The following is a 20,341-nucleotide window of genomic DNA, read 5'->3' on the forward strand; positions in this document are numbered from 1 at the left end:
CCCCGTTTGCTTGCTCCCCGTTTATCAATTCATGATCATCACTGTTGGGCATGTGGCCACGGAATGTCAACAGGTCATCTCGGAATGTGAACTGCGGCTCGCGGCCCCGCCACTCCCGGACCCGTCGCTCACGACCCTGCCACGCACAGCTCCGCCGGAATCAGCGACCCCAGTGCCCGCGCAGCGCGTCGAGGGCGACCACGATCGCCGGCCGCTGCCCCGACCGGCGGCGCCACACGGCCGTGACCCGGCGCGCGGGGGCTGGTCGCAGCGGCACGGCCCGCACACCCGGCGGCAGTTCGGGCCGCCCCAGCCGGGGCAGCAGCGCCACCCCGACCCCAGCCCGCAGCAGAGCCAACTGCGACGCGTACTCCTCCATCTGGAACGCGATCGTGGCCTGGGCGCCGAACGTCTCCAGGAGCCACCGGTGGCACATGGCGCCCGGCCCCTGGCTGATCCACCGCTCGTCCGCGAGGTCCTCCGACACCAGGACCTCCCGGTCGGCCAGCCGGTGACCGCCGGGCAGCACGATGTCCGCGAAGTCCTCGCCGATCGCGGCCTCCGCCAGCGAAGTGGGCAGGTCCAGCGGGGCGTTGTCCCAGTCGTGGACCACGGCCAGGTCCACCTCCCCCTGCGCCACCATGGCCACCGCACGCGTGGGATCGATCTCGACCAGCCGGCATTCCAGCCCCTCGTACCGCTGCACGAGCTCCGCGACGGCCTCCGCGACGAACCCGCGGCACGCGGTCGGGAAGGCCGCCAGCACCACCTCTCCGTGGGGTATCCCGCGCCGCTCCTCCAGGTCCGCCTCGGCCCGCTCCAGGATGGCGAAGACCTCGGACGCGGCCTGGGCGAGCGCCTGTCCCGACGGGGTCACCCTGCCCGCCTGCCGATCCAGGAGGTCGGTGCGCGTCTCCCGCTCCAACTTGGCGATCTGCTGCGACACCGCCGAGGGGGTGTACCCCAGGGCCGCGGCGGCCCGGGTGATGGTGCCGTGGGCGGCGACGGCGTGCAGCGCCCGCAGGCGACCAAGATCAAGCATGAAGCGATGCTAATCCCTCCCCTTAAGCAACTCGCGCTAGGCACTGGCCTCGACCCCTGCTCTGATGGGTCCATGCACATCACACAGGGACGGGAGAAGGGATGAAGCCCGTCCACGTTGCCTTGGCCCTGCTGGTAGCAGCGATCTGGGGAGCGAATTTCGTCGTCATCGACGTCGGACTGCAAGCTTTTCCCCCGCTGTTGTTCTCCGCCCTGCGATTTCTGCTGGCTGCATTGCCGGCCGTCTTCTTCGTGGGTCGGCCGCAGGTGCCCTGGCGATGGGTTATCGCCGTGGGTGTCGTACTGGGCATCATGAAATTCAGCCTGCTCTTCGTCGGTATGCACGTCGGATTGCCGCCCGGAATCGCGTCTCTCGTACTGCAGGGACAAGCGGTTTTCACCATGCTTTTCGCCTTTGCGCTGCTGCGGGAACGACCCCGGAGAATGCAGATCGTCGGCATGCTGATCGCCGCGACGGGAATCCTGCTGGTCGCCCTGGAGTCCGGGGAGGGCTGGCCGATCGCCGGCTTCCTGCTCGTCGTCGGGGCCGGGGCCTGCTGGGGGCTCTCCAACATCGCCATGCGCAAGGCGAGTCCGCCGGACATGTTCCGCTTCATGGTGTGGGTCAGTGTCATTCCGCCCCTCCCACTGGCCCTGCTCTCCCTTCCGCTGGAAGGTGTGGGGCGGGACCTGGACGCGCTGCGCCACATCGGCTTCTCCGGAGTCGCCGCGGCCCTGTACGTCGCCTGGATGGCCACCCTCTTCGGGTATGCGGCCTGGGGCTATCTGATGCGCACCTACGATGCCACGACGGTCGCGCCGTTCTCCCTGTTCGTGCCGGTGTTCGGCATCCTGACGGCCTGGATCTACCAGGGCGAACGCGTCACATCCACCACGGTGTTCGCTTCCGCCCTCGTGGTCGTCGGCATCCTGGTCGGTATGCTCCGACCCCGCCGGACGCGGCCCGCAGTCGGTATCACCGAAGGCGAGAAGCTGCTCAGCTCTTCTTGAGCGGTCACCGTCGGTGACCCCTTCGCCGCCGGCCTGGCTCCGTCACCATCGCCGCCAGGTCAACGCACGGCCGAACCCGCGGGCCCACCCGGCCCGCCGGCGGGCCTGCGACATCTTTCGGGCCTTGCTCAGGCCGCCGCGGACCTGGTGCTCTGGCCGGAAAGGTTCACCGGTTCGCGGCGCCCGGCACGGCACTTCGCTGCGTTGTCGCAGTCGTCCGAGTACGCCCGGTACGAGGACGATCCTCCGCCGTGCGACGCACCACGCCGGACGCCGCGCACCAGGCAAACCCTTCCGGCCAGAGCACCAGCTGCGCACCCGCAGCCCACCGATCCCCGGCCCGCCCTCACGCCCAGGACCTGTCCATCGCGGTCCACCTCACACGAACCTCCTGGAACCACATGCACACCCATGACTCATCTCCCCCCACGAAACCCGACGGAGCCGTCGCGGAGGCCGTGTTCAGAGCCCTCACGCGCGCTGGTCACACACACTTCACGGGGGTGCCGTGCTCCCTCCTGAAGGGCTTCTTCCGGATCCTGGAACGACCCGGCATCCCGATCACGTACCTGCCGGCGCCCCGTGAGGACAGCGCCCTCGGAGTCGCCTCAGGGCTCGCCGTGGCGGGCGCCAGACCCGTGGTCCTCATGCAGAACTCCGGCCTCGGCTACTCGCTCAACGTCCTCACCTCGTTCAACCTCATCTACGACGTCCACCTGCCGATCGTGGTCAGCTGGCGCGGTCACGACGGCAAGGACGCGGTCGAACACGACGTCATCGGCCGTGAACTGACCCGGTTGCTCGACGTGTTCGGCCTGCCCTGGACCGTGCTGGACAACGAACACCCCGAGGACTCCGTGGAGGAGTTCCTCAAGCTGCACGACTCCGGCCGGAGCACCGCCGTACTGATCGTCCGCGAAGGGATCTGAGCGATGCTGGACATCCGTGACGCCCTGGGCGCACTGCTGGAGCGGGAGTCCACCGCCCTGACGGTGAGCACCTGCGGCTTCATCACGCGCGACGTGTACAACATCCGCGATCGCGCCAACCACTTCTATCTGGTCGGCTCCATGGGCATGGCCGCGCCGATCGGGCTCGGCATCGCACTGGCCCACCCGGACCGCCGGGTGCTGGTGCTGGACGGCGACGGCTCGTTCGCGATGAACCCGGGCTGTCTGCCGATGATCGCCGAGCACCGTCCGGACCTGCTCCATGTCGTCCTCGACAACGGAGCCCACGAGAGCACCGGCGGCCAGCGCACCGCCGCCCTCGGCGACCCGGCGGCGATGGCCCTCGCGGCCGGTTATGCCGCCGCCCACACCGTGCGGGACCTCGACGAGCTGGCGGCCCTGGACCTGACCGGCACGCCCACGCTGGTGCGGATCCGCTGCGCGCCACGCAGCCACCCCGCCGGAAGGCGCGTCGAGCAGACGCCGCAGGAGTTGGTGGAACGCTTCCGCGCCCAACTGGCCGATCCGGCGGCCCAGGTGGAAGGAGTCCTGTGAACGCGCCTGGAACGACCCGTGCCGACGCGCCCCGGACGGGCAGCGTCAATCCGGTCCTGCTCGACTGCACCCTGCGCGACGGCGGGAACCAGAACGACTGGCAGTTCTCCGCCACCGACGTCCGCACCATCGTGAGCACCCTGGACGCCGCCCGCGTCGACGTCATCGAGGTCGGCTACCGCGGCGGCTCCGGCAGCAGGGCCAGCGCGACCGCGGGACCGTCGGCGCACTGCACGCCCGAGTACCTATCGGCGCTGCCCGACGTCTCGCACGCCGAGCTGGCCGTGATGGTCGTACCCACCGTGTGCCCGACGAACGCCCTGGACGACCTGCCCGACAGCCCGGTGTCCCTGGTGCGCATCGCCGCCTACCCGTGGAACATCGACGGCGTCCCGGAGTACGTCCGCGCCGTCCGGGCGCTCGGCCTCAAGGTCGGCGTCAACCTGATGGCCGTCAGCTACACCACCGAGGCGCAACTGCGCGAGGTCGCCGCGGTCGTGGCGGCGGAAGCGCCGGACGTCTTCTACATCGCCGACTCCTTCGGCGCGCTCACCCCGGACGACGTCCGCCGCCGCGTCGGGTTGCTGGCCGAGCGGCTGCCGACTCCGCTCGGCATCCACGCCCACAACAACCTGGGCCTGGCCGCGGCCAACGCGGTCGCCGGTCTGGACGCGGGCGTGAGCTGGCTGGACGCCTCGCTGTGCGCCATGGCCAGGGGCGCCGGGAACCTCGCCACCGAGCAGGCCGTGGCGTTCCTCACCGCGTGGCCCAGGTACGCCACCCACGCCGATCTGCCGCTGGTCTGCGAGGCCGCCGAGTACGTGGCCGAGCGGGTGCTGCCGCGCCCCATGACGGTGGGCCGGGCCGAGATCGCCGCAGGGATCAACGACCACCACTTCTACTTCCAGGACCGCATCGAGAAGATCAGCGCCCACCACGGGCTCGACCCGTGGGAGGTCGGGCGGCGGATCGGTGCCGCACAGCCGCGCAAGGTCCTCGACGAGACGGTCGAGGACGTGTGCCGGGAACTGGCCGCATCGGCCGCGCGAGCGGCGCAGGCAGCGCGGCAAGCGCAAGCAGCACCAGCAGCGCGGACCGAAGCGGCCGCACAGACCCCAGGAGGGGACGCATGACCGAGAGCCGACCGCCCCAGCAGGACGACCGCACGCCCAGCGCGGCACAGCGGCTGAGGGACGCGCTCGCCGCCCCACGGCTCACCCGGGCCATGGGCTCGCACAGCCCGCTCAGCGCACGGCTCGCCGAGGAGGCAGGCTTCGACGTCGTCTGGTCCAGTGGACTGGAGATCTCCGCCACGGCCGGCGTGCCCGACGCCAACATCCTCGCCATGGGCGACTGCCTCGACGCGGCGGCCGGCCTCGCGACCGCGGTGGACATCCCGGTCCTCGCGGACTGCGACTCCGGGTTCGGCAACGTCAACAACGTCATCCACATGGTGCGCTCCTACGAAGCGCGCGGCGTCGCCGGCGTGTGCATCGAGGACAAGCAGTTCCCCAAGCTCAACAGCTTCATCGAAGGCAATCAGGACCTCGCCCCGCTGGACGACTTCGCGGGCAAGATCCGGGCCGCCGTCGAGACGCGCAGGGACATGGCCGTCGTGGCCCGTCTGGAGGCACTGATCTCCGGTCAGGGCATGGCCGAGGCGCTGCGCCGGGCGGACGTCTACGAGCGGGCCGGGGCGGACGCCCTGCTCATCCACTCCAAGCGCAGGGACCCGGAGGAGGTCTTCGCCTTCCGCGAGGCCTACCGCGGCGACCTCCCGGTGATCGTCGTGCCGACCACCTACCACCAGGTCACCGTCGAGGAGCTGGAGCAGCGCGGCTTCGCCATGGCGATCTACGCCAACCAGGCGCTGCGCAGCTCGATCCGGGCCATGCGGGAGACGCTCACCCAGATCATGCGGGACGGCACCACCCTGAACGTGGAGTCCGATCTCGCCCCGCTCAAGGAGGTCTTCGACCTGCAGCGCATGCCCCAGATGTTGGAGCAGCAGGAGCGCTACGAGTCCCTGGGACGCGAACTCGCGGAGGCAGCACAGTGACCACCCACCCCACCGCCCTGCGGCTGGACTTCCACGGCACCCACCTCGACCTGGTGGTGGCGCCCGACGCCGGCATCGAGGACGCGCTGGCCTTCCTCGCCACGCATCTGGTCGCCGAGGAGGCCAAGCCCGACGAGAGCGGCCGCGAGCCCGTCGCGACCCTTCGCGTGCACGCCCCGGACCCGGAGCGCCTCGCGCCTCCGGCGGGGACCGCACAGGAGGACATCTACCTCCGCAAGAGCGCCAGCGCGTTCTTCACCGTGCCCGCCCGGCGGGCGATGGTGGACGGCCGCGAGTACGTGGAGTGCACCAAGACGGGCACCCGTTTCGTCTTCGACCGCACCGCCCGGGTGATCGACGTGACGCTCGGGGCCGGCGGGCACATGGACCTCGTCGAGCTGGTGCGCGACCTGGTGCTGAAGCACCAGGAGAACACCGGCGCCGCGGTGCTGCACGCCACCGCCGCCTACCGGGACGGCGAGGTCGTGCTGGTGACCGGCGCGAAGGGGGGGGGCCGGCAAGAGCACCGTGCTGCTGGAGCTGGTGGAGCACTTCGGCTACCAGGTGCTCAGCGGCGACAAGACCGTGCTGCACGAGCTGCCGGACGGATCGGTCGTCGCGGCCGGCTGGCCCGACTACCCGCACCTGGGCTACGGCACGGTCGCCAAGTACCCCGGGCTGAGGGAGATCGCCGGCATCGGGGACGGGTACGTGCCCGCCGAGGGGCACGCGTTCTCGCCGGTGGGCAAGTTCGCGGTGGACCCGTTGCCGTTCCGGGACCGCTTCCCGAGCGGCCCGGTCGGTGTGCGGGTGCCGGTCGCGGCGATCCTGCATCCGGCGATCGGCCCCGGTGACCGTACGGTCGTCGAGCCGCTGACCGGCAGCCGCCAGGAGCACGCCGCAGTGCTGCACGCCAACGTGGAGTCGGCGTTCGACGGCGCCAACGCCGGCTGGCACCACTACCTCGACGACCACCGCGCCGACCACTCCGAGCGGGTCGGCCGCATCACCGACGTGCTGGCCGGGGTGCCCGCCTGGACACTGACCGGTCCCGGTGATCTGACGGCCGACAACGTGCCGCAGGCGATCGGCGGGCCCGCGGAGGCGGCCCGGTGATCGAGCTGACGGTGGAGAGCACCGGCCTCAACTCCCACTACGACCTCACCGACCGGATCGCCGCCGCTCTGCAGGAGCACGGTACGGGCGACGGGCTCGCCGGGGTGTTCGCGCACGGCAGCACCATCGGACTCACCGTGATGCGCTACGAGCCGGGTGCCGTGCAGGACCTGCTGCGCGCCCTGGAGCGGATCGCTCCGGAGTCCCCCGCCGACGGCAGCCGCTATCTGCACGAGCTGACCACCGCCGACCCCAACGGCTTCTCCCACCTGAAGTCGTCGCTGCTCGGCACCAGTCTGCTCGTCCCCTTCAGGGACGGCCGACTGGCCATGTCGCCGAGCCACCGCGTCGTGCTCCTCGACTTCGACCTCAAGCCCGCCACCCGGCGCGTCTTCGTCGACGCGCCCCGGGGGACGGCGACCACCACGCACGACACCCGCGTTCAGGACACCCGAGTCAAGGAGGACAGCCAGTGAAGCTGCGGCTGGCCACACCCGGGCCCACCGAAGTGCCACAGCGTCTGCTGCTGGCCGGGGCCCGCGAGATCATCCACCACCGCTCCACCGAGATGGAGCAGCTGATCCACGAGATCAGCGGCGGCCTGCCCCCGCTGTTCGGCACCAGCGCCCCCGTCTACACCATCGCCTCCTCCGGGACCGGCGCGATGGAGGCCGCGGTCGCCAACTGCTTCTCGCCCGGCGACGAAGTCCTGGTCGTCTCCAACGGCTACTTCGGCGAGCGCTTCCAGGCGATCTGCGCGTCCTACGGTCTCGTGGCGCACGTCGTCGAGAGCGCCTGGGGCACCAGCGCCGACCCGGAACGGGTGGCGGCCGCGTACGGTGAACACCCGCAGATCCGGGGCGCGTTCGTCGTCTACAGCGAGACCTCCACCGGTGCGCTCAACGACGTCGAGGCGATCGGGCGGATCTTCCGCGACACCGACGTGGTCGTGGTCGTCGACGCCATCAGCGGCCTGCTGGTCCACCCACTGGAGATGGACGCGTGGGGCCTGGACGTGGTCCTCGCCGCGTCCCACAAGGGCTTTATGCTGCCGCCGGGGCTCGCCTTCGTCGCCCTGTCCGACAAGGCGTGGACGGCGGTCGAGCGGTCCAGCGGGCCGAACTACTACTGGTCGTTCGAGCGGCTGCGGCACTTCTACCCGATGTCGTCCTCGTCCCCCGCGGTGTCCCTGCTGTTCGCGCTGCACGAATCACTGAAGATGCTGGACGAGGAGGGCATGGACGCCTTCCGCAGGCGGCACGCCGTCCTGGGCCGGGCGGCGGAACGCGGCCTGCTGAAGCTCGGGTTCACCACCTTCGTGCAGGCCCCGCACCGGCGCAGCCACGTCATCACCTCGGCCCTCGCGCCCGAGGGCATCGACACCGGCAAGCTGCTGAAGACGCTGTCCGCCTCGTACGGCGTCACGATGACCGGCGGCCAGGCGCATCTCAAGGGCAAGCTCATCCGGGTCGGGCACGTGGGCGCGGCCGACGCTCTCGACCTGAGTGGCATTTTCGGCGCCCTGGAGATGGCCCTGCTGGACCTGGGCCACACGTTCACACCGGGCTCCGGCGTCGGCGAGATCATCCGTACGTTCCACGAGGAGGGCCACTGATGCTCGTCCTGTTCCAGCGCGAGACCTGCCCGGACTGCAAGCCGGTGCGCGAACTGCTCACCCGGCTCCAGGTCTCCTACATCAACATCAACGTGCCCAAGCCCCGCGAGGAGCGGCACGAGCTGATCCGCACCACGGGCAGCAAGTTCATCCCGGCCCTGGTGGACGGCGCCACCGTCATCCCGGGCAGGCTGCGGGAGAACGCCGACATCATCGCCTACCTCAAGGAGCGCTTCGGAGACCCTGACGCGGTGGCTCCGGGGAACGCCGTGGAAGCACAGCCGGAGCCCGTGGCATGACCTCCGGGCAGCAGGTGCCCGCGAGCACCGCGACACCGCGTGTCGCGGTGCTCGCGGGCACCCCCCAGTTGGTGCGCGCGGCACGCGCGTTGGGCATAGGGACGGTCTTCGTGCACGATGCGGCGCAGCCCGCGCCGCCGGTGGCCGCGGAGGCCGACGCGGCCCTCGCCGTGGACCTGACCGACACCGACGCGCTGTACGCGGCGCTGGCGCCGCTGCACGCCGAGCGCCCCTTCGCCCGGGTGCTGTCACTGACCGAGCGCGGCCTGCTGCCGACGGCCGCGGTCGCCGAGCGGCTCCGCCTGCCCGGCAACTCGCTGCACACCGTGCGTCTGCTGCAGGACAAGCAACGCATGCGCGAACTCCTCAACGCCCGCGGCGTCAGCCCGGTGCGCACCGCCGCCCCGCGCGACGCGGGCGACCTCGCCGCGTTCTGCCGTACGACGGGCGGACCGGTCATCCTCAAACCCGCGGCCGGGACCGCGAGTCAGGCCGTCTTCCGGGTGGCCGGGCCGCCGGCCGCCGAGGAGGTGTGGCAGGCGTTCAGGAGAGCCGGCGGCACGCGGCCGATCGCCGAGGAGTACCTCGACGGGCCCGAGATCAGTGTGGAGAGCTTCTCCCACGACGGGAAGCACACCGTGCTCGCGGTCACCGACAAGCTGGTGGGCAGCTCGTTCGTGGAGATGGGGCACAGCCAGCCGAGCGCCCTGCCCGCACCCGTCCTGGCGGAGGTCACCACACTCGTCCACACCTTCCTGGACACCGTGGGCCTCACCGAGGGCCCCGCCCACACCGAGGTCAAGGTCACCGGCAGGGGCCCGCGGATCCTCGAGTCACACAACCGCATCGGCGGGGACAAGATCCGTGAACTGCTGCGCCGGGCGTACGGCCTGGACGTGGTGGCCCTCACCGCCGGCTGTCCGCTCGGGCTGCTCCCGCCGCCCGCCGAGCCGCCCGTCCCGCGCCGGGGAGCGGCCATCCGCTTCCTCATCCCGCCGCCCGGCACGGTCCGGCGCCTCACCCTGCCCGACACCGCCGGCACCACCGCCGAGATCCGGTTGGACGTCGCGGTCGGCGATGAGGTCCACCCGGTGCGCAGCTCCCGGGACCGCGCCGGGTACGTCATCGCGGACGGCACGGACTCGGTGGACGCGGCCCGGGTCTGCGCGGGGCTGGCGGCCCGGGTGCAGATCGAAACGGGTGAGTGAGCGCGGTGCGCCGTGCGGTCGTGACCGACATCCACGGGGACACCGCGCGGCTGCGGGCCGTCCTGGAGGGGATCCGGGAGCAGGAGGTGGACCAGGTGGTCTGCCTCGGTGACGTCTTCGAGTGCCGGGTCGGGAAGCGGGAGGTCGCCGGATACGCGTATGGCGGCCGGCCCGCCGACGTCTTCGAAGCGGACCCGGAACTCGCCCGGCTCCTCGACGGGGTACGGCTGGTGCGGGGCAACCAGGAGGAGCGGATCCGCGCGCTGGTGCCCCGTCCCGACCTGCCCGGCTGGACCCGCCCCCTGGTGGACGCCCCCCTGGAGCACCGCACCGACTTCGCCCTGTACTGCCACGGCCATCCGCTGCCCTGGCGCGAACTGGAGCCCGGGCTGTGGTGCCCGGCCGACGCGGACTTCCCCGGGCGCGCGCTGGTGCACGGCCACCATCACCGCAGCGCGCTGTACCGGTTGTGGCCGCAGGGCACCGGTCCGGTGCGGGTGGAGCGCCTGCCCGTGCGGTTCGGGGAGCCGATCCCGCTGGCGGCCGACGGCCGCTACGTCGTCAACGTCGGCTCCGTCACCGCGTGTGCCCCGGACCGGGGCCCCTCCCCCGCCTGGGCCGTCGTCGACGAGGCCGCCGCCACCGTCACCCACCACCACACCCCACCACCCACGGAGAAGAAGTGACCCGGCAGGTGCTCCTGCTCAACTCGGACAAGCCCGAGGTCATCGCGGCCCTGGCCCGTCGACCGGACCTGACCGTCCGTGTCATGACCCGCAAGGTCTACGCCGACCTGTACCGGGGCCTCGAAGTGGCGTACGTCGACGACTTCGCCGACCTGACCCAGGTCGAGCAGGCGGCGTACGACCTCGCCGCACACGGACCTCTGGACCACGTCGTCGCGGCCACCGAGAAGAGCGTGCCGGCGGCCGGCCTGGTCCGCTCGCTGCTCGGGGTACCCGGACCGGGCTTCGGGCCCTCCCTGTGGGGCGCCCACAAGCGGGCGATGAAGGACCGGCTGCTGGCCGCCGGGCTCCCGGTGACGGACTACGCCCAGGCCGCCACGGTCGACGACGTACCCCGGGCGGCGGAGCACACCGGCTGGCCCGTCATGATCAAGCCGGTGTTCGGCGCCGCCTCGAAGTGCACCTACCGCGTCGACTCCCCCGAGGAGTTCGGCGAGCGGCACGGGGCCGGTGACTTCGCCGACCTCGCGGACCGGCGGCTGCCCGTCCAGGTGGAGCGCCTGGTGCGGTTCACGCACGAGTACCACTGCGACGGCGTCGTCCATGCCGGTGAGGTGGCCCGCGCGGCCGTCTCCCGCTACTTCCTGCCGCCCCTGCGCGTCGCACCGCACCTGAAGAGCGGGTACGTGGCCGACCAGACGGACCCGTTCTCGCGGGAAGTGCTGGACCTGCACCGCCGGGTGGTCGCCGCGCTCGGCCTGCCGTTCGGGGTCACGCACCTCGAGGTGTTCCGCACCGGGACGGGCCCGGTCATCGGCGAAGTGGCCATACGGCCCGGAGGCGCGGGCATCTCGCGCATGTGGTGGCACGCCTTCGGGGTGGACCTGTGGGAGGAGTTCGTCCGGGTCTCGACCGGCGAACCGCCCAGCCGGCCGGACCGGGCACCGCGCCCGGACACCACCGGCCGCAGCAGACTGCCCGCGCTGCCGGGCCTGCGGGAGCGGGTGCTGGCCCTCCCCGGAGTCCTGGAGGTGCTGACGCCCGAGGAGTGCGCGAGCCCCGGGCATCTGGAGGCGTACTTCACCTGCGCGGACGAGACGGCCGCGGAGGCGTTCATCGGGCGGCTGCACGAGACGGCGGTGCCCACGGTATGACCGCGCCCGCCCGCACAGACCGGCCGAGCCGGGCGCGAGCCCTGGTCGGCGCCTCCCTCCCGGCTCCCGGCGAACCCCGCCTGCTCGCCGTGTCCTGGCTGGTCAAGACCGTCGGCAGCGGGCTCTACCTCACCACCAGCACCCTGTTCTTCACCCGGGTCGTCGGACTGCCCGTGCACCAGGTCGCCTCCGGCCTCACCGCCGCCGGCATCGTGGCGCTGGCCGGCGCCGTGCCGCTGGGCGGACTGGCGGACCGGTTCGGGCCCCGGCGGATCTACACCGTCCTGCTCGGCGTGCAGTTCGCCACCATGGCCGCCCTGGCCCTCGCCCGCTCCTTCCCGGCGTTCCTGGCGCTGATCCTGGTCTTCCTCCTCGCCGAACAGGGCAGCACCGCGGCCCGTGGCGCCCTGGTCGCCACGGTCGGGGAGGGCGCCGAGCGGGTACGGCTACGGGCCCATCTGCGGGTGGTCACCAACGTCGGCATCACGATCGGCGCCGCCGCCTCCGCGCTGGTCATCCAGGCCGACACCGAGGCCGGGTACATGGCCCTGCTGTGGTGCACCGCGCTGACCTATCCGGGAGCGGCGGTGCCGCTGTGGTGGCTGCGGACGGCCGGGACCCGGCCGGCCGGGAAGGCCGAGCGCGCCGGTTCCGGCCGGCAGGTGCTGCGCGACCGGCGGTACACGGCCGTCACGTTCATCTGCGGGGTGCTGTCCCTGCAGGCGCAGGTGCTGTCGTTCGCCGTGCCGCTGTGGGTTCTCCGGCACACCGAGGCACCGCCGGTCCTGGTCTCTGGCATCGTCGCCGTCAACACGGTGATGGTGATCTGCCTGCAGATACGGTTCAGCCGCGGCGCCGAGGACGACGGCAGGGCCGCCCGCATGTGCCGCAACGCGGGACTCGCCCTGTTCGCCGCGTGCGCGCTGATGGCCTTCACCGGCGGGATGCCCGGCCCGCCGGCGACGGTTCTGCTGCTGCTCTTCGCCGTCGCGCTCACCTTCGGCGAACTCTGGTTGTCGGCCGGCACGTTCGGGCTGAGCTTCTCCCTCGCGCCGGAGGGCATGCACGGGCAGTACCAAGGCTTCTTCTCCCTCGGCCGCGGCGCCGCCAACGCTGTCGCCCCGTCCCTGATCGCCCTGCTCTGTCTGGGCAGCCATCCGGCGGAGGGCTGGCTCGTTCTCGGAGCCGTCTTCGCGGCCGCCGGGGCAACGGCTCCCCTCGCGGTGCGCTACTTGGGCGGGCCTCGGGCGGTGTCCCCCGGCCCACGCCCGTGACGGGGGCGCGGATGACCCGGACCGGGGTCAGCCGGCCATAGCATCCGCACGGATCGTCCTGGACCGCCCCACCGGGCACCCGCGCGCGCGTTCCCGTACGGGCCTCGCCGGAAGGCGGGGCGGGGAAGGGCTGCGTGCGCGCACCGCGGCCCGGGGGGCCGATCCGGTCGTCACCGCGAAGGAACCAGTGCGCTACCGCGACCTACGTGGCCGTGGCGGCCCGGGGGTCGCCGGGGTGGTCCTGGCAGAGGACGGTGAGGGCGTCGGCGAGGTAGACGTCCAGGCCGGTGATGTGCAGGATCTGCTGCTGGTGCGCGTCGAGGCCGACGACGTGCAGGCGGACCCCGTCGGTGTCGGTGAAGCGCTTGACATAGATCAGCGCGGACAGGCCGGAGGAGTCCCAGGCGTCCACGTCCGTGAAGTCCAGCGTCAGGCACTGCGGCGGCGACGCGGCCAGGGCTTCGTCGGCGGCCTCGCGCAGGTCCTCGACGGTCTCGAAGTCGCAGGGTCCGCTGAGCGCCAGGACGACGCGTCCCGGCGTGCTCTGCTGGACCGTGATCGTCAGCGGCTCGGTGGTCTTCATACGCCGTCCTCGTTCGTGCGGCTGTGCGCAGGTCTGCTGGTGGTGGTCACCGCGGATCGGCCGGCATCGATGACGGCCAGCGTGCGGGGGAAGTCCCGCAGTCGCGCGGCGATGACGTCCAAGGCGGCCAGGAGCGAGCGCGCGGGGACATTGCGGGCCTCCAGGATGGCGGAGGTCCAGGCCAGGAAGTCGCCGAGCACCTCCGCCCGGTCGACGTACACGGCGGCGATGAGGAAGTCGACGATGTGGCCGACGTCCTCGCGGGTGTGCTCACGCTGCTGCTCGCTGTAGGCGCTCATCGCGGGCACCCTGTCCTGCAGACCGGCCATGGTCTGCTCGGTGAGCTCCCGCCGGCTCCGGCTCAGGAGGGTGTACTCCTGGTCGGCCAGGTGCGGCAGGGCGGTGAAGTGCTCGCCCAGGTCCGGGTAGGTCAGCCGCACGGATCCGGCTTCCTCCAGGCGGGCGGCGGCGCTGTCGGCGTCCGGCGCCCAGGCGTCGGCGCCCAGCAGCTCCGCGAAGCGGCCGTCGGTCCCGAAGGCCGCGCCGCCGACCAGGACGGGAACGCCCGCGGCCTGGCAGGCGGTGATGGTGGCGTGGGCCGTGGGCAGGCGGGTGGCCAGCGAGCAGGACAGGGCGACGGCGTCGGGTCCGGTGGCGTGCAGGTGCGCGATCAGGTGCGAAGTGGGGACATGGGCACCGAGGAAGTCGACGTGCCAGCCGCGCAGTTCCAGGGTCTCGGCGACCAGGCGGGCGGGCAGCGCGTGCCACTCGCCGTCCACGCAGGCCACCGTCACCCGCCCGCGCGTGCCCCGCGCGTCGGGGGTGCGGTGACGGGCCAGGGCGGCGATGGCGCGGTCGCTGATGGCGGTGGCGGCGTGCTCGCGGGCCACGGTGAAGCGCCCTGCCGCCCACTCCTCGCCGACCAGCGCCTGGGCGGGGGCGATGACCTGCAGCAGTATCTGCTGCCGGGTCAGGCCGCTATCCGCCGCCCCGTGGACTGTGTCGGTGGCCCGGTGCTCGTCCATGTCGGCCAGCGCGGTGAAGAACTCCTGGCACCAGTCGGCCGCGGTCCGGGTGTCGACGGTCTGTGTCTGTGGGGTCACCGGTCCTGCCTTCGGCCGCGGCCCCCGCCCGCTGCGATGCGTCATCCGGTGTACCTGCCCCGTCCGTGGCCGTTCACCATCGTCAGATGCGATCCGCGGCGCGGCGCACCCAGCGCGAGCAGTGCGATGTCGTCGTGCTCGCCACCGCCCAGCCACTGCGCGGTGGCGAGTTCCACCCGTTCGACGATGGCTTCCACTGGCAACTCGGCGCACTCGCGCAGGGCCTCCTTGAGCCGCTGATCCTCGAACAGCTCCTTGCCACTGGGACCGCCGCGGGCCTCGGTGACGCCGTCGGAGAACAGCAGGCACGTTTCCCCCGGGTCCAGGACCGTGGTCCAGGTGGTGGAGGTGATGCGGGGCAGGGCGCCGATCAGGGAGCCGCGGGTGGCGGCCTGCTCGACGGACCCGTCCGCACGGATGATCATCGGGGCGGGGTGCCCGGCGGCGGTCAGCCGCAACTCCAGCCGACCGCCGGCCACGGGGGTGACTCCGGCCAGGACCAGCGTCACGAAGCGGGCGTCCTGCTCGTCCAGCAACGTGGCGTTCAGCAACTCCAGCAGCTGCTTGTGGCGGGGCTCCAGGCGGCGCAGCGCGGCCAGCGTGTTGCGGATCTTTCCGGTCAGGATCGCGGCGGCGGGGCCCTTGCCGCAGACGTCCCCGAGCATCAGCAGCGTTTCGCCGGGCCCTCCGCCCTCGCCCGGCGTGGGCAGTGGCGGGTGGACGTCGTAGAAGTCGCCGCCGATCAGGTCCGCCGCGCGGGCAGGACGGTAGGAGCTGGCCAGGTCGATGCCCTCGATGCGGTCGATGGGCGGCGGGATCAGGGCGCGCTGCAGGATGTTGGTGGTCTCGGTACGTTCCGCGTAGAGCATGGCGGCGGAGATCGCGGCGCCGGCGCGGGCGGCGAAGATCCGGGCGAAGAGCTCCTCCTCGTCGTCGAACCCCGGCCGTCCCGCGCGGCGCAGCAGGATCAGCGCGCCGGCCGGCACACCGTTTCCGGGCAGCGGAGTGACGATCAACGATCCCAGCTCGCCGAAGCCCTCGGGGGCGAGCCAGGGCGGGGCCAGGTCGGGGTCCACCCAGCGCGAGGGCACGGGTGGGAAGCCGGCCAGCGCGTCGCTGAGCCCGGGGACCTGGTCCACGTCGACGTTCAGGGTCACTTCCTCGAGCCGTCCGTCGCGCACCATCCGGGTCACCGCTACGCGGCGCCCCCGTGTGGGGGTGACCAGTACGGCGGCGTCGGCGAGCTGCTCCGCGGCCAGTTCGGTGGTCACCCGCAGGCAGCGCCGCTGGTTGAGCGAGGCCAGCAGCCGTGCCGAGGCCCGCACCAGGAACTGGGTACGAGCTCGTTCATCGCTCAGGCGCTGCAGGGCGGCGCGCTCCTCTGTGACGTCCGTCAGCAGCCAGCCCGTGCACTCCCCCGGCAGCGGCTGCGCTGTGGCGCGGAACACCCGGGCGCCCACTGAACCGTCCAGGGCGTCCACGCCCTGCTCCTGCGCCTGCACCAACCAGGGCGCGACCACGTCCGCGGTGAAGGCGTCGCTTTCGCCCAGTGTCGGGAAGAGCGCCTCGGCGGCCTTGTTGTGCAGGCGCACCCGGGCCGGGCTCCCGGCCAGGACGAGCACCGGCGCTGCCGCGTCGACCAGGGCACGCAGCAGCGGGGCCCCGACAGCGGGACGTGGAGTCCTGCGGGCGGCGGCCGCCAGGGGCGGTGAGGAGTCGGAAGCGGTGGGAGTAGACGTCATAGAGGATCACGGGCCCGGTCACCCCGGGTGCCAGGCCAACTCATTTCTCTGTCTCGACGGCCGACAACAAACATTGTCGCATGGCAACCGTCTCGCACCGGAGACGGATAGGGCAAGCCCGTTGCCGGGTCGCCGGAAAGACGATCGACGCTGTCAGTGGCCTCGCCTACCCCGGGAAGCGCGACACACTCCCCGGTGCCGTTCGACCCCCGCGGGGTACGGCGAGTCCGCTCGCACGAGGTCGGCCTCGGCATCCATGGCGGGGCGGGCGGCGGCGCCCGGCGACTCCGAGCGACACCCGCCGGCCCGGGTCGGCTCAGCCGGCTCAGCGGGCTCAGCGGGCTCAGCGGGCGAGCAGGACGACGGTCGCCGTCACGGTCTTGCCGCTCTCGGCGTGGGCAACCACATCGACCCGCTCGGACAGCCGCTGGACCAGGTGCCAGCCGAACCCGCCGCCTCCGGCCGACGGGTCCGGCGGGCGCGGGACCGGGCCGCTGGTGCCACCGTCGCTGACCGAGATCAGCAGCCGCGCGCCGTCCTGGGAGAGCTGGAGAACGTAAGGGCCCGGAGCGTGTCGCACCGCGTTGGAGACCAGTTCGGCGATCACCAGCAGCACTTCCCGCGCCACGGTGGCCGCGGGCGCATCGGTGCCGTCGTCCAGGAATGCCCGGGCGTGCTCCCGGACCAGGCCCATGGTTCCCTTCAGGCCCGTCAGGTGCCACCTGCCGGAGCGCACGGGCGGACCGGACGGCTCGTGCACCCGCTGCACCACGCCTCCCGAAGGCCGGCTCGTCGTCTCCGGTCGCTGCCCCGGCACCCGACCAGACTAACGCCGCCGCATTCCGGCGAGCGCGCGGCAGGCCACGGCCCCCGCCCGGGAGCCGTCTCGCCTGCGGAACATGCGCGTACGCTGAGTGGACCCACCGGCGAACCGGCTCGCCCGGTGCGCAGCATTCAGGAAAGGCGCGTATGGATCCCCCCGCCCTTCCCGGTACCCGACCGGCGGGCACCTCCCCCACCCCCTGCCCGCACGACCACGAGCCCTACGCCGGCGCCACCCTCGAGCGCTTCCAGAACGCCTGCGTCAGCCACTTCGACCACGGCGAGGCACACGTCGTGATCCTGCGGGGGGTCCTGGACTGGCGGGCCGAGGGGTTCGTCAGCGCCCAGATAGCCGACGCACGCCGCAGCGGTCGCCCGCTGGTGGTGGACCTCTCCGCCGTCACCCACCTGCACATCGACGTCCTGGCCCAACTCCTGGCCGCCCGTCGCCACCCCGGCATCAGCCTGCTCACGCCGCTGCCCGCGGCCTTCCTGAAGACCGCCGAGATGACCGGCACCACCGGGTCCTTCACCACCCACCCAGGCCTGATCCACGCGCTGAGCGCGACAGCCCGGCCCCCCAGCGCTCCCTGACGACGCCCGATGACCGGCAGGCGAGGCCGGAGCATACGCCACGGAAGTCGCGCCCCGCCCTCCTTTGAGCACCATCGCTGAATCTAATCCCTTGCTCAATGCAAGAGTTAGCGTGGCTCATGCCCCGCAGTACAAGGCGTAACAGCGTCCGCTCTCACGGGTGTTGCGCACTTCAGGAGGCATGATGAAATCTCACGCCCGAAATCCGAGGCTCGCACCGCGTCGTGGCCGCTTGATAGCCGCGGTCGTCGCTCTCGTGGCCGTCATCGCCACCTTCTCCGTGGTGCTCTCGCAGCGGAACAGCTCCGCGAACGAGCCGATGTCCGCCCACCTACCGGCAGCAGGGGCCGACCAAGCCGCCGCCAGGGCGGGTAACACCGGCACGGTGTCCGCGTTGGACAGAACATTCCTCACCAAGGTCCGGCAGGCCGGGCTCTGGGAGATGCCGGCGGGGCGGCTCGCCCAGACGCACGCGTCGAGCGAGGCCATCAAACGCGCGGGTATGCATCTGCTCGAAGGGCACAGCAAGCTCGATCAACTGGCTCGCGAGGACTCAGCCGCACTCAACGTGCCGATCCCGGACCAGGCCACTCCCGAACAGCAGGGCTGGGTGACCCAGTTGGAGAACGCTCGCGGCCAGGCTTTCGACCAGCTCTTCGTGGACCTGCTCCGAGCGTCCCACGGCAAGATATTCATCACCATCGCCGAAGTCCGGGCCGCCACCAAGAACGCCTTGGTACGGCGACTGGCCACGCAGACCAACAACACCGTCCAGGACCACATGGAAGTCCTGGAGGACACCGGCCTCGTCACCGACACCACCCTGGACAGCGTCGCCGCAACCATCCCCAAATGACCGAACCGCCGGCCCGCCGGCCCCGGCAAGGGCAGAGGGGCGGACCAGCGACCAGCCCCGGTCGTGCGTCCGCGTGCCCGACCTCATCCGCAGGCGACACCGAAGCAGCCGACAGCGGAGACACCACGTCACAGGTCCAGCGCACTCAGTTCGCTCCGAAGAACGACGCGAGCGGCTCGAGTCGCGTCTCCATGAGCCTGCCTCGCCGTCTGGTAACTCGCCGACGTCAACGAGGAGCCGGACGCGAGTATCTCGCGAACGTCCCGCAGCGAGTGGTACGACGCATCGATCGCTGACATCACCGCGTCGGTTGCGGTGAGGATCAGGCGTTCACGTGCCTCATCGCAACCCGACGCCTGGAACAACTGCCGGATTCTGGCCGCCTTGACCTGCGGGCTCGTATGTTCCTCGTCAGCCGCCAACCGCATGGCCTCGTGCGCCCTCCGAAGGGCGACGAGACAGTCGACGTACAGGTTCCGTCGGTCTTGCAGCCGGTTGTCCCTGATGGTGCGCCGCCAACGCACATGCTCGCCGAGCAGGGTGGATCCCACGCCCAGCACAGCCCCAAGTCCCGTCCCGACCAGCGTCGTCCACTCCATGGCAGGGATCGTGCCACAGGGCGACGGGAAGATCAGCACCCTGTCGGTGCGGGTGCGGATGACTGCCGCCGGCTCGGCAAAGGGCGCGTTCGGGGGCCACGGCACGGGGGTTTGGCGTATGGTGCTGGGCGATTGACAAGACAATCACCTGACGTCACGAAGTGCGACCGCGTGACGAGTACAGAGGCGAAACGCTATGGCTCTGGTGGAGCGCCAAGCACCCTTCCTGCAGGCGCTGACGCCGCAGTCGGCCGAGGAGCTCATGCGTCTCGGGACCGAGCGAAGCTTCGCGTCTCAGCAGTACCTGCTGCGGGAACGCGAGCGGGACAACCACGTCCTGGTATTGCTCGACGGCTGGGCTGCGGTGTCCACGGTCACCGAGCGGGGAGCAGCGCGACTGCTCCTCGCGCTGCGACGTCCGGGCGAACTGATCGGCGAGATGGCGATGGTCGACGGGGCGCCCCGCAGCGCCACGGTCACGGCGCTCGGGCAGGTTCGCGCCCTCATAGTGGCCGGGGACAGTTTCCGGCGGTTCCTCAGCGGCAGCCCGCAGGCGAACGTCCTGGTCATGGCCCAATTGACGGCCCGGCTGCGGAACGCCGACGCCGAGCGCCGGTCGCTCGTCTCGCTCACCGTGCTGCAGCGCCTGTCCGCGCGGCTGTTGGAGTTCGCCGAGCAACCCGTCGGAAGCGACCGGGTGTTCCGGCCGACCGGCCGGGACGGCGCCGACGTGGTGCTGGTGGATCTCGCGCAGCACGACCTCGCCGACGCCGTTGGTGCGACCCGGGAGGCCGTCGCCAAGGCACTGCGCCCGCTGCGTGCGGCAGGAGTGGTACACACTCGGCACCGGCGCATCGAACTCTCCGACATGACCGTGCTGCGGCTGCTCGCCGCCGGCGGCAATATCACCGGCAACGGGACGGGCCGCGAGTCCTGAACTCTCCGTTCGGTCGCCGAATCGGCACCGGCTCGAACGCCAGGCGGACAATGCGGTCGGTTGACGTCGCCCTTTCTGCATATATCCATTTAACCCAGCTATAACAGCTTTTCTATTACCTCATACGGTCTTACTAG

At 71.6% G+C, this 20,341-nt stretch carries 22 protein-coding genes; 16 read left to right on the forward strand and 6 right to left on the reverse strand.

Annotated elements, in window-relative coordinates; translation table 11 throughout:
• Nucleotides 1-160 precede the first annotated feature (160 nt).
• Nucleotides 161-1,042, reverse strand: coding sequence for a LysR family transcriptional regulator (locus M2266_RS31300; RefSeq protein ID WP_277441647.1), 882 nt, complete (start codon nucleotides 1,040-1,042; stop codon nucleotides 161-163).
• 101 nt (nucleotides 1,043-1,143) lie between these two features.
• Here M2266_RS31300 and M2266_RS31305 point away from each other — a divergent pair, with 101 nt between their 5' ends.
• The 13 genes from M2266_RS31305 to M2266_RS31365 all read left to right on the forward strand — a co-directional run bounded on the left by M2266_RS31305 (nucleotide 1,144) and on the right by M2266_RS31365 (nucleotide 12,968).
• Nucleotides 1,144-2,052 (forward strand): EamA family transporter, encoded by a 909-nt coding sequence (locus tag M2266_RS31305; protein WP_277441648.1) that lies wholly within the window; start codon nucleotides 1,144-1,146, stop codon nucleotides 2,050-2,052.
• A gap of 401 nt (nucleotides 2,053-2,453) precedes the next feature.
• On the forward strand, nucleotides 2,454-2,981 hold the full coding sequence (locus M2266_RS31310; protein ID WP_277441829.1) for a thiamine pyrophosphate-binding protein: 528 nt from the start codon (nucleotides 2,454-2,456) through the stop codon (nucleotides 2,979-2,981).
• Nucleotides 2,982-2,984: 3 nt separating this feature from the next.
• A complete protein-coding gene (locus M2266_RS31315) occupies nucleotides 2,985-3,557 on the forward strand; it encodes a thiamine pyrophosphate-dependent enzyme (protein ID WP_277441649.1) in 573 nt (190 codons plus the stop codon).
• Nucleotides 3,554-4,690, forward strand: coding sequence for a hypothetical protein (locus M2266_RS31320; protein ID WP_277441650.1), 1,137 nt, complete (start codon nucleotides 3,554-3,556; stop codon nucleotides 4,688-4,690). The genes M2266_RS31315 and M2266_RS31320 overlap by 4 nt, the downstream gene beginning before the upstream one ends.
• Entirely contained in the window at nucleotides 4,687-5,616 is a 930-nt protein-coding gene (locus M2266_RS31325; RefSeq protein ID WP_277441651.1) for an isocitrate lyase/phosphoenolpyruvate mutase family protein, read from the forward strand. Before M2266_RS31320 ends, M2266_RS31325 begins: the two co-directional genes overlap by 4 nt.
• Nucleotides 5,617-6,144: 528 nt before the next feature.
• Nucleotides 6,145-6,732 (forward strand): hypothetical protein, encoded by a 588-nt coding sequence (locus M2266_RS31330; RefSeq protein ID WP_277441652.1) that lies wholly within the window; start codon nucleotides 6,145-6,147, stop codon nucleotides 6,730-6,732.
• A complete protein-coding gene (locus tag M2266_RS31335) occupies nucleotides 6,729-7,208 on the forward strand; it encodes a YjbQ family protein (RefSeq protein WP_277441653.1) in 480 nt (159 codons plus the stop codon). Before M2266_RS31330 ends, M2266_RS31335 begins: the two co-directional genes overlap by 4 nt.
• The gene (locus M2266_RS31340) at nucleotides 7,205-8,347 is read left to right on the forward strand and encodes an alanine--glyoxylate aminotransferase family protein (protein WP_277441654.1); all 1,143 of its coding nucleotides are present in this window, start codon (nucleotides 7,205-7,207) and stop codon (nucleotides 8,345-8,347) included. The genes M2266_RS31335 and M2266_RS31340 overlap by 4 nt, the downstream gene beginning before the upstream one ends.
• The gene (locus M2266_RS31345) at nucleotides 8,347-8,646 is read left to right on the forward strand and encodes a glutaredoxin domain-containing protein (protein ID WP_277441655.1); all 300 of its coding nucleotides are present in this window, start codon (nucleotides 8,347-8,349) and stop codon (nucleotides 8,644-8,646) included. Before M2266_RS31340 ends, M2266_RS31345 begins: the two co-directional genes overlap by 1 nt.
• Nucleotides 8,643-9,854 carry an ATP-grasp domain-containing protein gene (locus tag M2266_RS31350; protein WP_277441656.1) on the forward strand — a complete coding sequence of 404 codons (1,212 nt, stop codon included), beginning with the start codon at nucleotides 8,643-8,645 and terminating at the stop codon, nucleotides 9,852-9,854. Before M2266_RS31345 ends, M2266_RS31350 begins: the two co-directional genes overlap by 4 nt.
• Nucleotides 9,855-9,874: 20 nt before the next feature.
• The gene (locus M2266_RS31355) at nucleotides 9,875-10,540 is read left to right on the forward strand and encodes a metallophosphoesterase family protein (RefSeq protein ID WP_277441657.1); all 666 of its coding nucleotides are present in this window, start codon (nucleotides 9,875-9,877) and stop codon (nucleotides 10,538-10,540) included.
• Nucleotides 10,537-11,694 carry an ATP-grasp domain-containing protein gene (locus M2266_RS31360; protein WP_277441658.1) on the forward strand — a complete coding sequence of 386 codons (1,158 nt, stop codon included), beginning with the start codon at nucleotides 10,537-10,539 and terminating at the stop codon, nucleotides 11,692-11,694. Before M2266_RS31355 ends, M2266_RS31360 begins: the two co-directional genes overlap by 4 nt.
• Entirely contained in the window at nucleotides 11,691-12,968 is a 1,278-nt protein-coding gene (locus M2266_RS31365) for an MFS transporter (protein WP_277441659.1), read from the forward strand. Before M2266_RS31360 ends, M2266_RS31365 begins: the two co-directional genes overlap by 4 nt.
• A 202-nt stretch (nucleotides 12,969-13,170) precedes the next feature.
• On the opposite strand, the gene M2266_RS31370 is transcribed toward M2266_RS31365, so the two are convergent.
• The 4 genes from M2266_RS31370 to M2266_RS31385 form a co-directional block, all read right to left on the reverse strand.
• Nucleotides 13,171-13,551 carry an STAS domain-containing protein gene (locus tag M2266_RS31370; RefSeq protein WP_277441660.1) on the reverse strand — a complete coding sequence of 127 codons (381 nt, stop codon included), beginning with the start codon at nucleotides 13,549-13,551 and terminating at the stop codon, nucleotides 13,171-13,173.
• Entirely contained in the window at nucleotides 13,548-14,654 is a 1,107-nt protein-coding gene (locus M2266_RS31375; protein ID WP_277441661.1) for a cobalamin-dependent protein, read from the reverse strand. The genes M2266_RS31370 and M2266_RS31375 overlap by 4 nt, the downstream gene beginning before the upstream one ends.
• A 41-nt stretch (nucleotides 14,655-14,695) precedes the next feature.
• Complete coding sequence (locus M2266_RS31380; RefSeq protein WP_277441662.1) at nucleotides 14,696-16,396, reverse strand: PP2C family protein-serine/threonine phosphatase; 1,701 nt, start codon at nucleotides 16,394-16,396, stop codon at nucleotides 14,696-14,698.
• A gap of 343 nt (nucleotides 16,397-16,739) precedes the next feature.
• Complete coding sequence (locus M2266_RS31385) at nucleotides 16,740-17,132, reverse strand: ATP-binding protein (RefSeq protein ID WP_277441663.1); 393 nt, start codon at nucleotides 17,130-17,132, stop codon at nucleotides 16,740-16,742.
• Between the two features lie 233 nt (nucleotides 17,133-17,365).
• Between M2266_RS31385 and M2266_RS31390 the strand changes: the two genes are divergently transcribed.
• Nucleotides 17,366-17,812, forward strand: coding sequence for an STAS domain-containing protein (locus M2266_RS31390; RefSeq protein WP_277441664.1), 447 nt, complete (start codon nucleotides 17,366-17,368; stop codon nucleotides 17,810-17,812).
• A gap of 232 nt (nucleotides 17,813-18,044) precedes the next feature.
• Complete coding sequence (locus tag M2266_RS31395) at nucleotides 18,045-18,668, forward strand: DUF4142 domain-containing protein (RefSeq protein WP_277441665.1); 624 nt, start codon at nucleotides 18,045-18,047, stop codon at nucleotides 18,666-18,668.
• A gap of 128 nt (nucleotides 18,669-18,796) precedes the next feature.
• Here M2266_RS31395 and M2266_RS31400 read toward each other — a convergent pair whose 3' ends face one another.
• On the reverse strand, nucleotides 18,797-19,267 hold the full coding sequence (locus M2266_RS31400; protein ID WP_277441666.1) for a hypothetical protein: 471 nt from the start codon (nucleotides 19,265-19,267) through the stop codon (nucleotides 18,797-18,799).
• 196 nt (nucleotides 19,268-19,463) lie between these two features.
• Here M2266_RS31400 and M2266_RS31405 point away from each other — a divergent pair, with 196 nt between their 5' ends.
• Nucleotides 19,464-20,204, forward strand: coding sequence for a Crp/Fnr family transcriptional regulator (locus M2266_RS31405; RefSeq protein ID WP_277441667.1), 741 nt, complete (start codon nucleotides 19,464-19,466; stop codon nucleotides 20,202-20,204).
• The last annotated feature ends 137 nt before the right edge of the window (nucleotides 20,205-20,341 follow it).

Origin of the sequence: Streptomyces sp. SPB162 (assembly GCF_029504575.1) — a bacterium.
GTDB lineage: Bacteria > Actinomycetota > Actinomycetes > Streptomycetales > Streptomycetaceae > Actinacidiphila.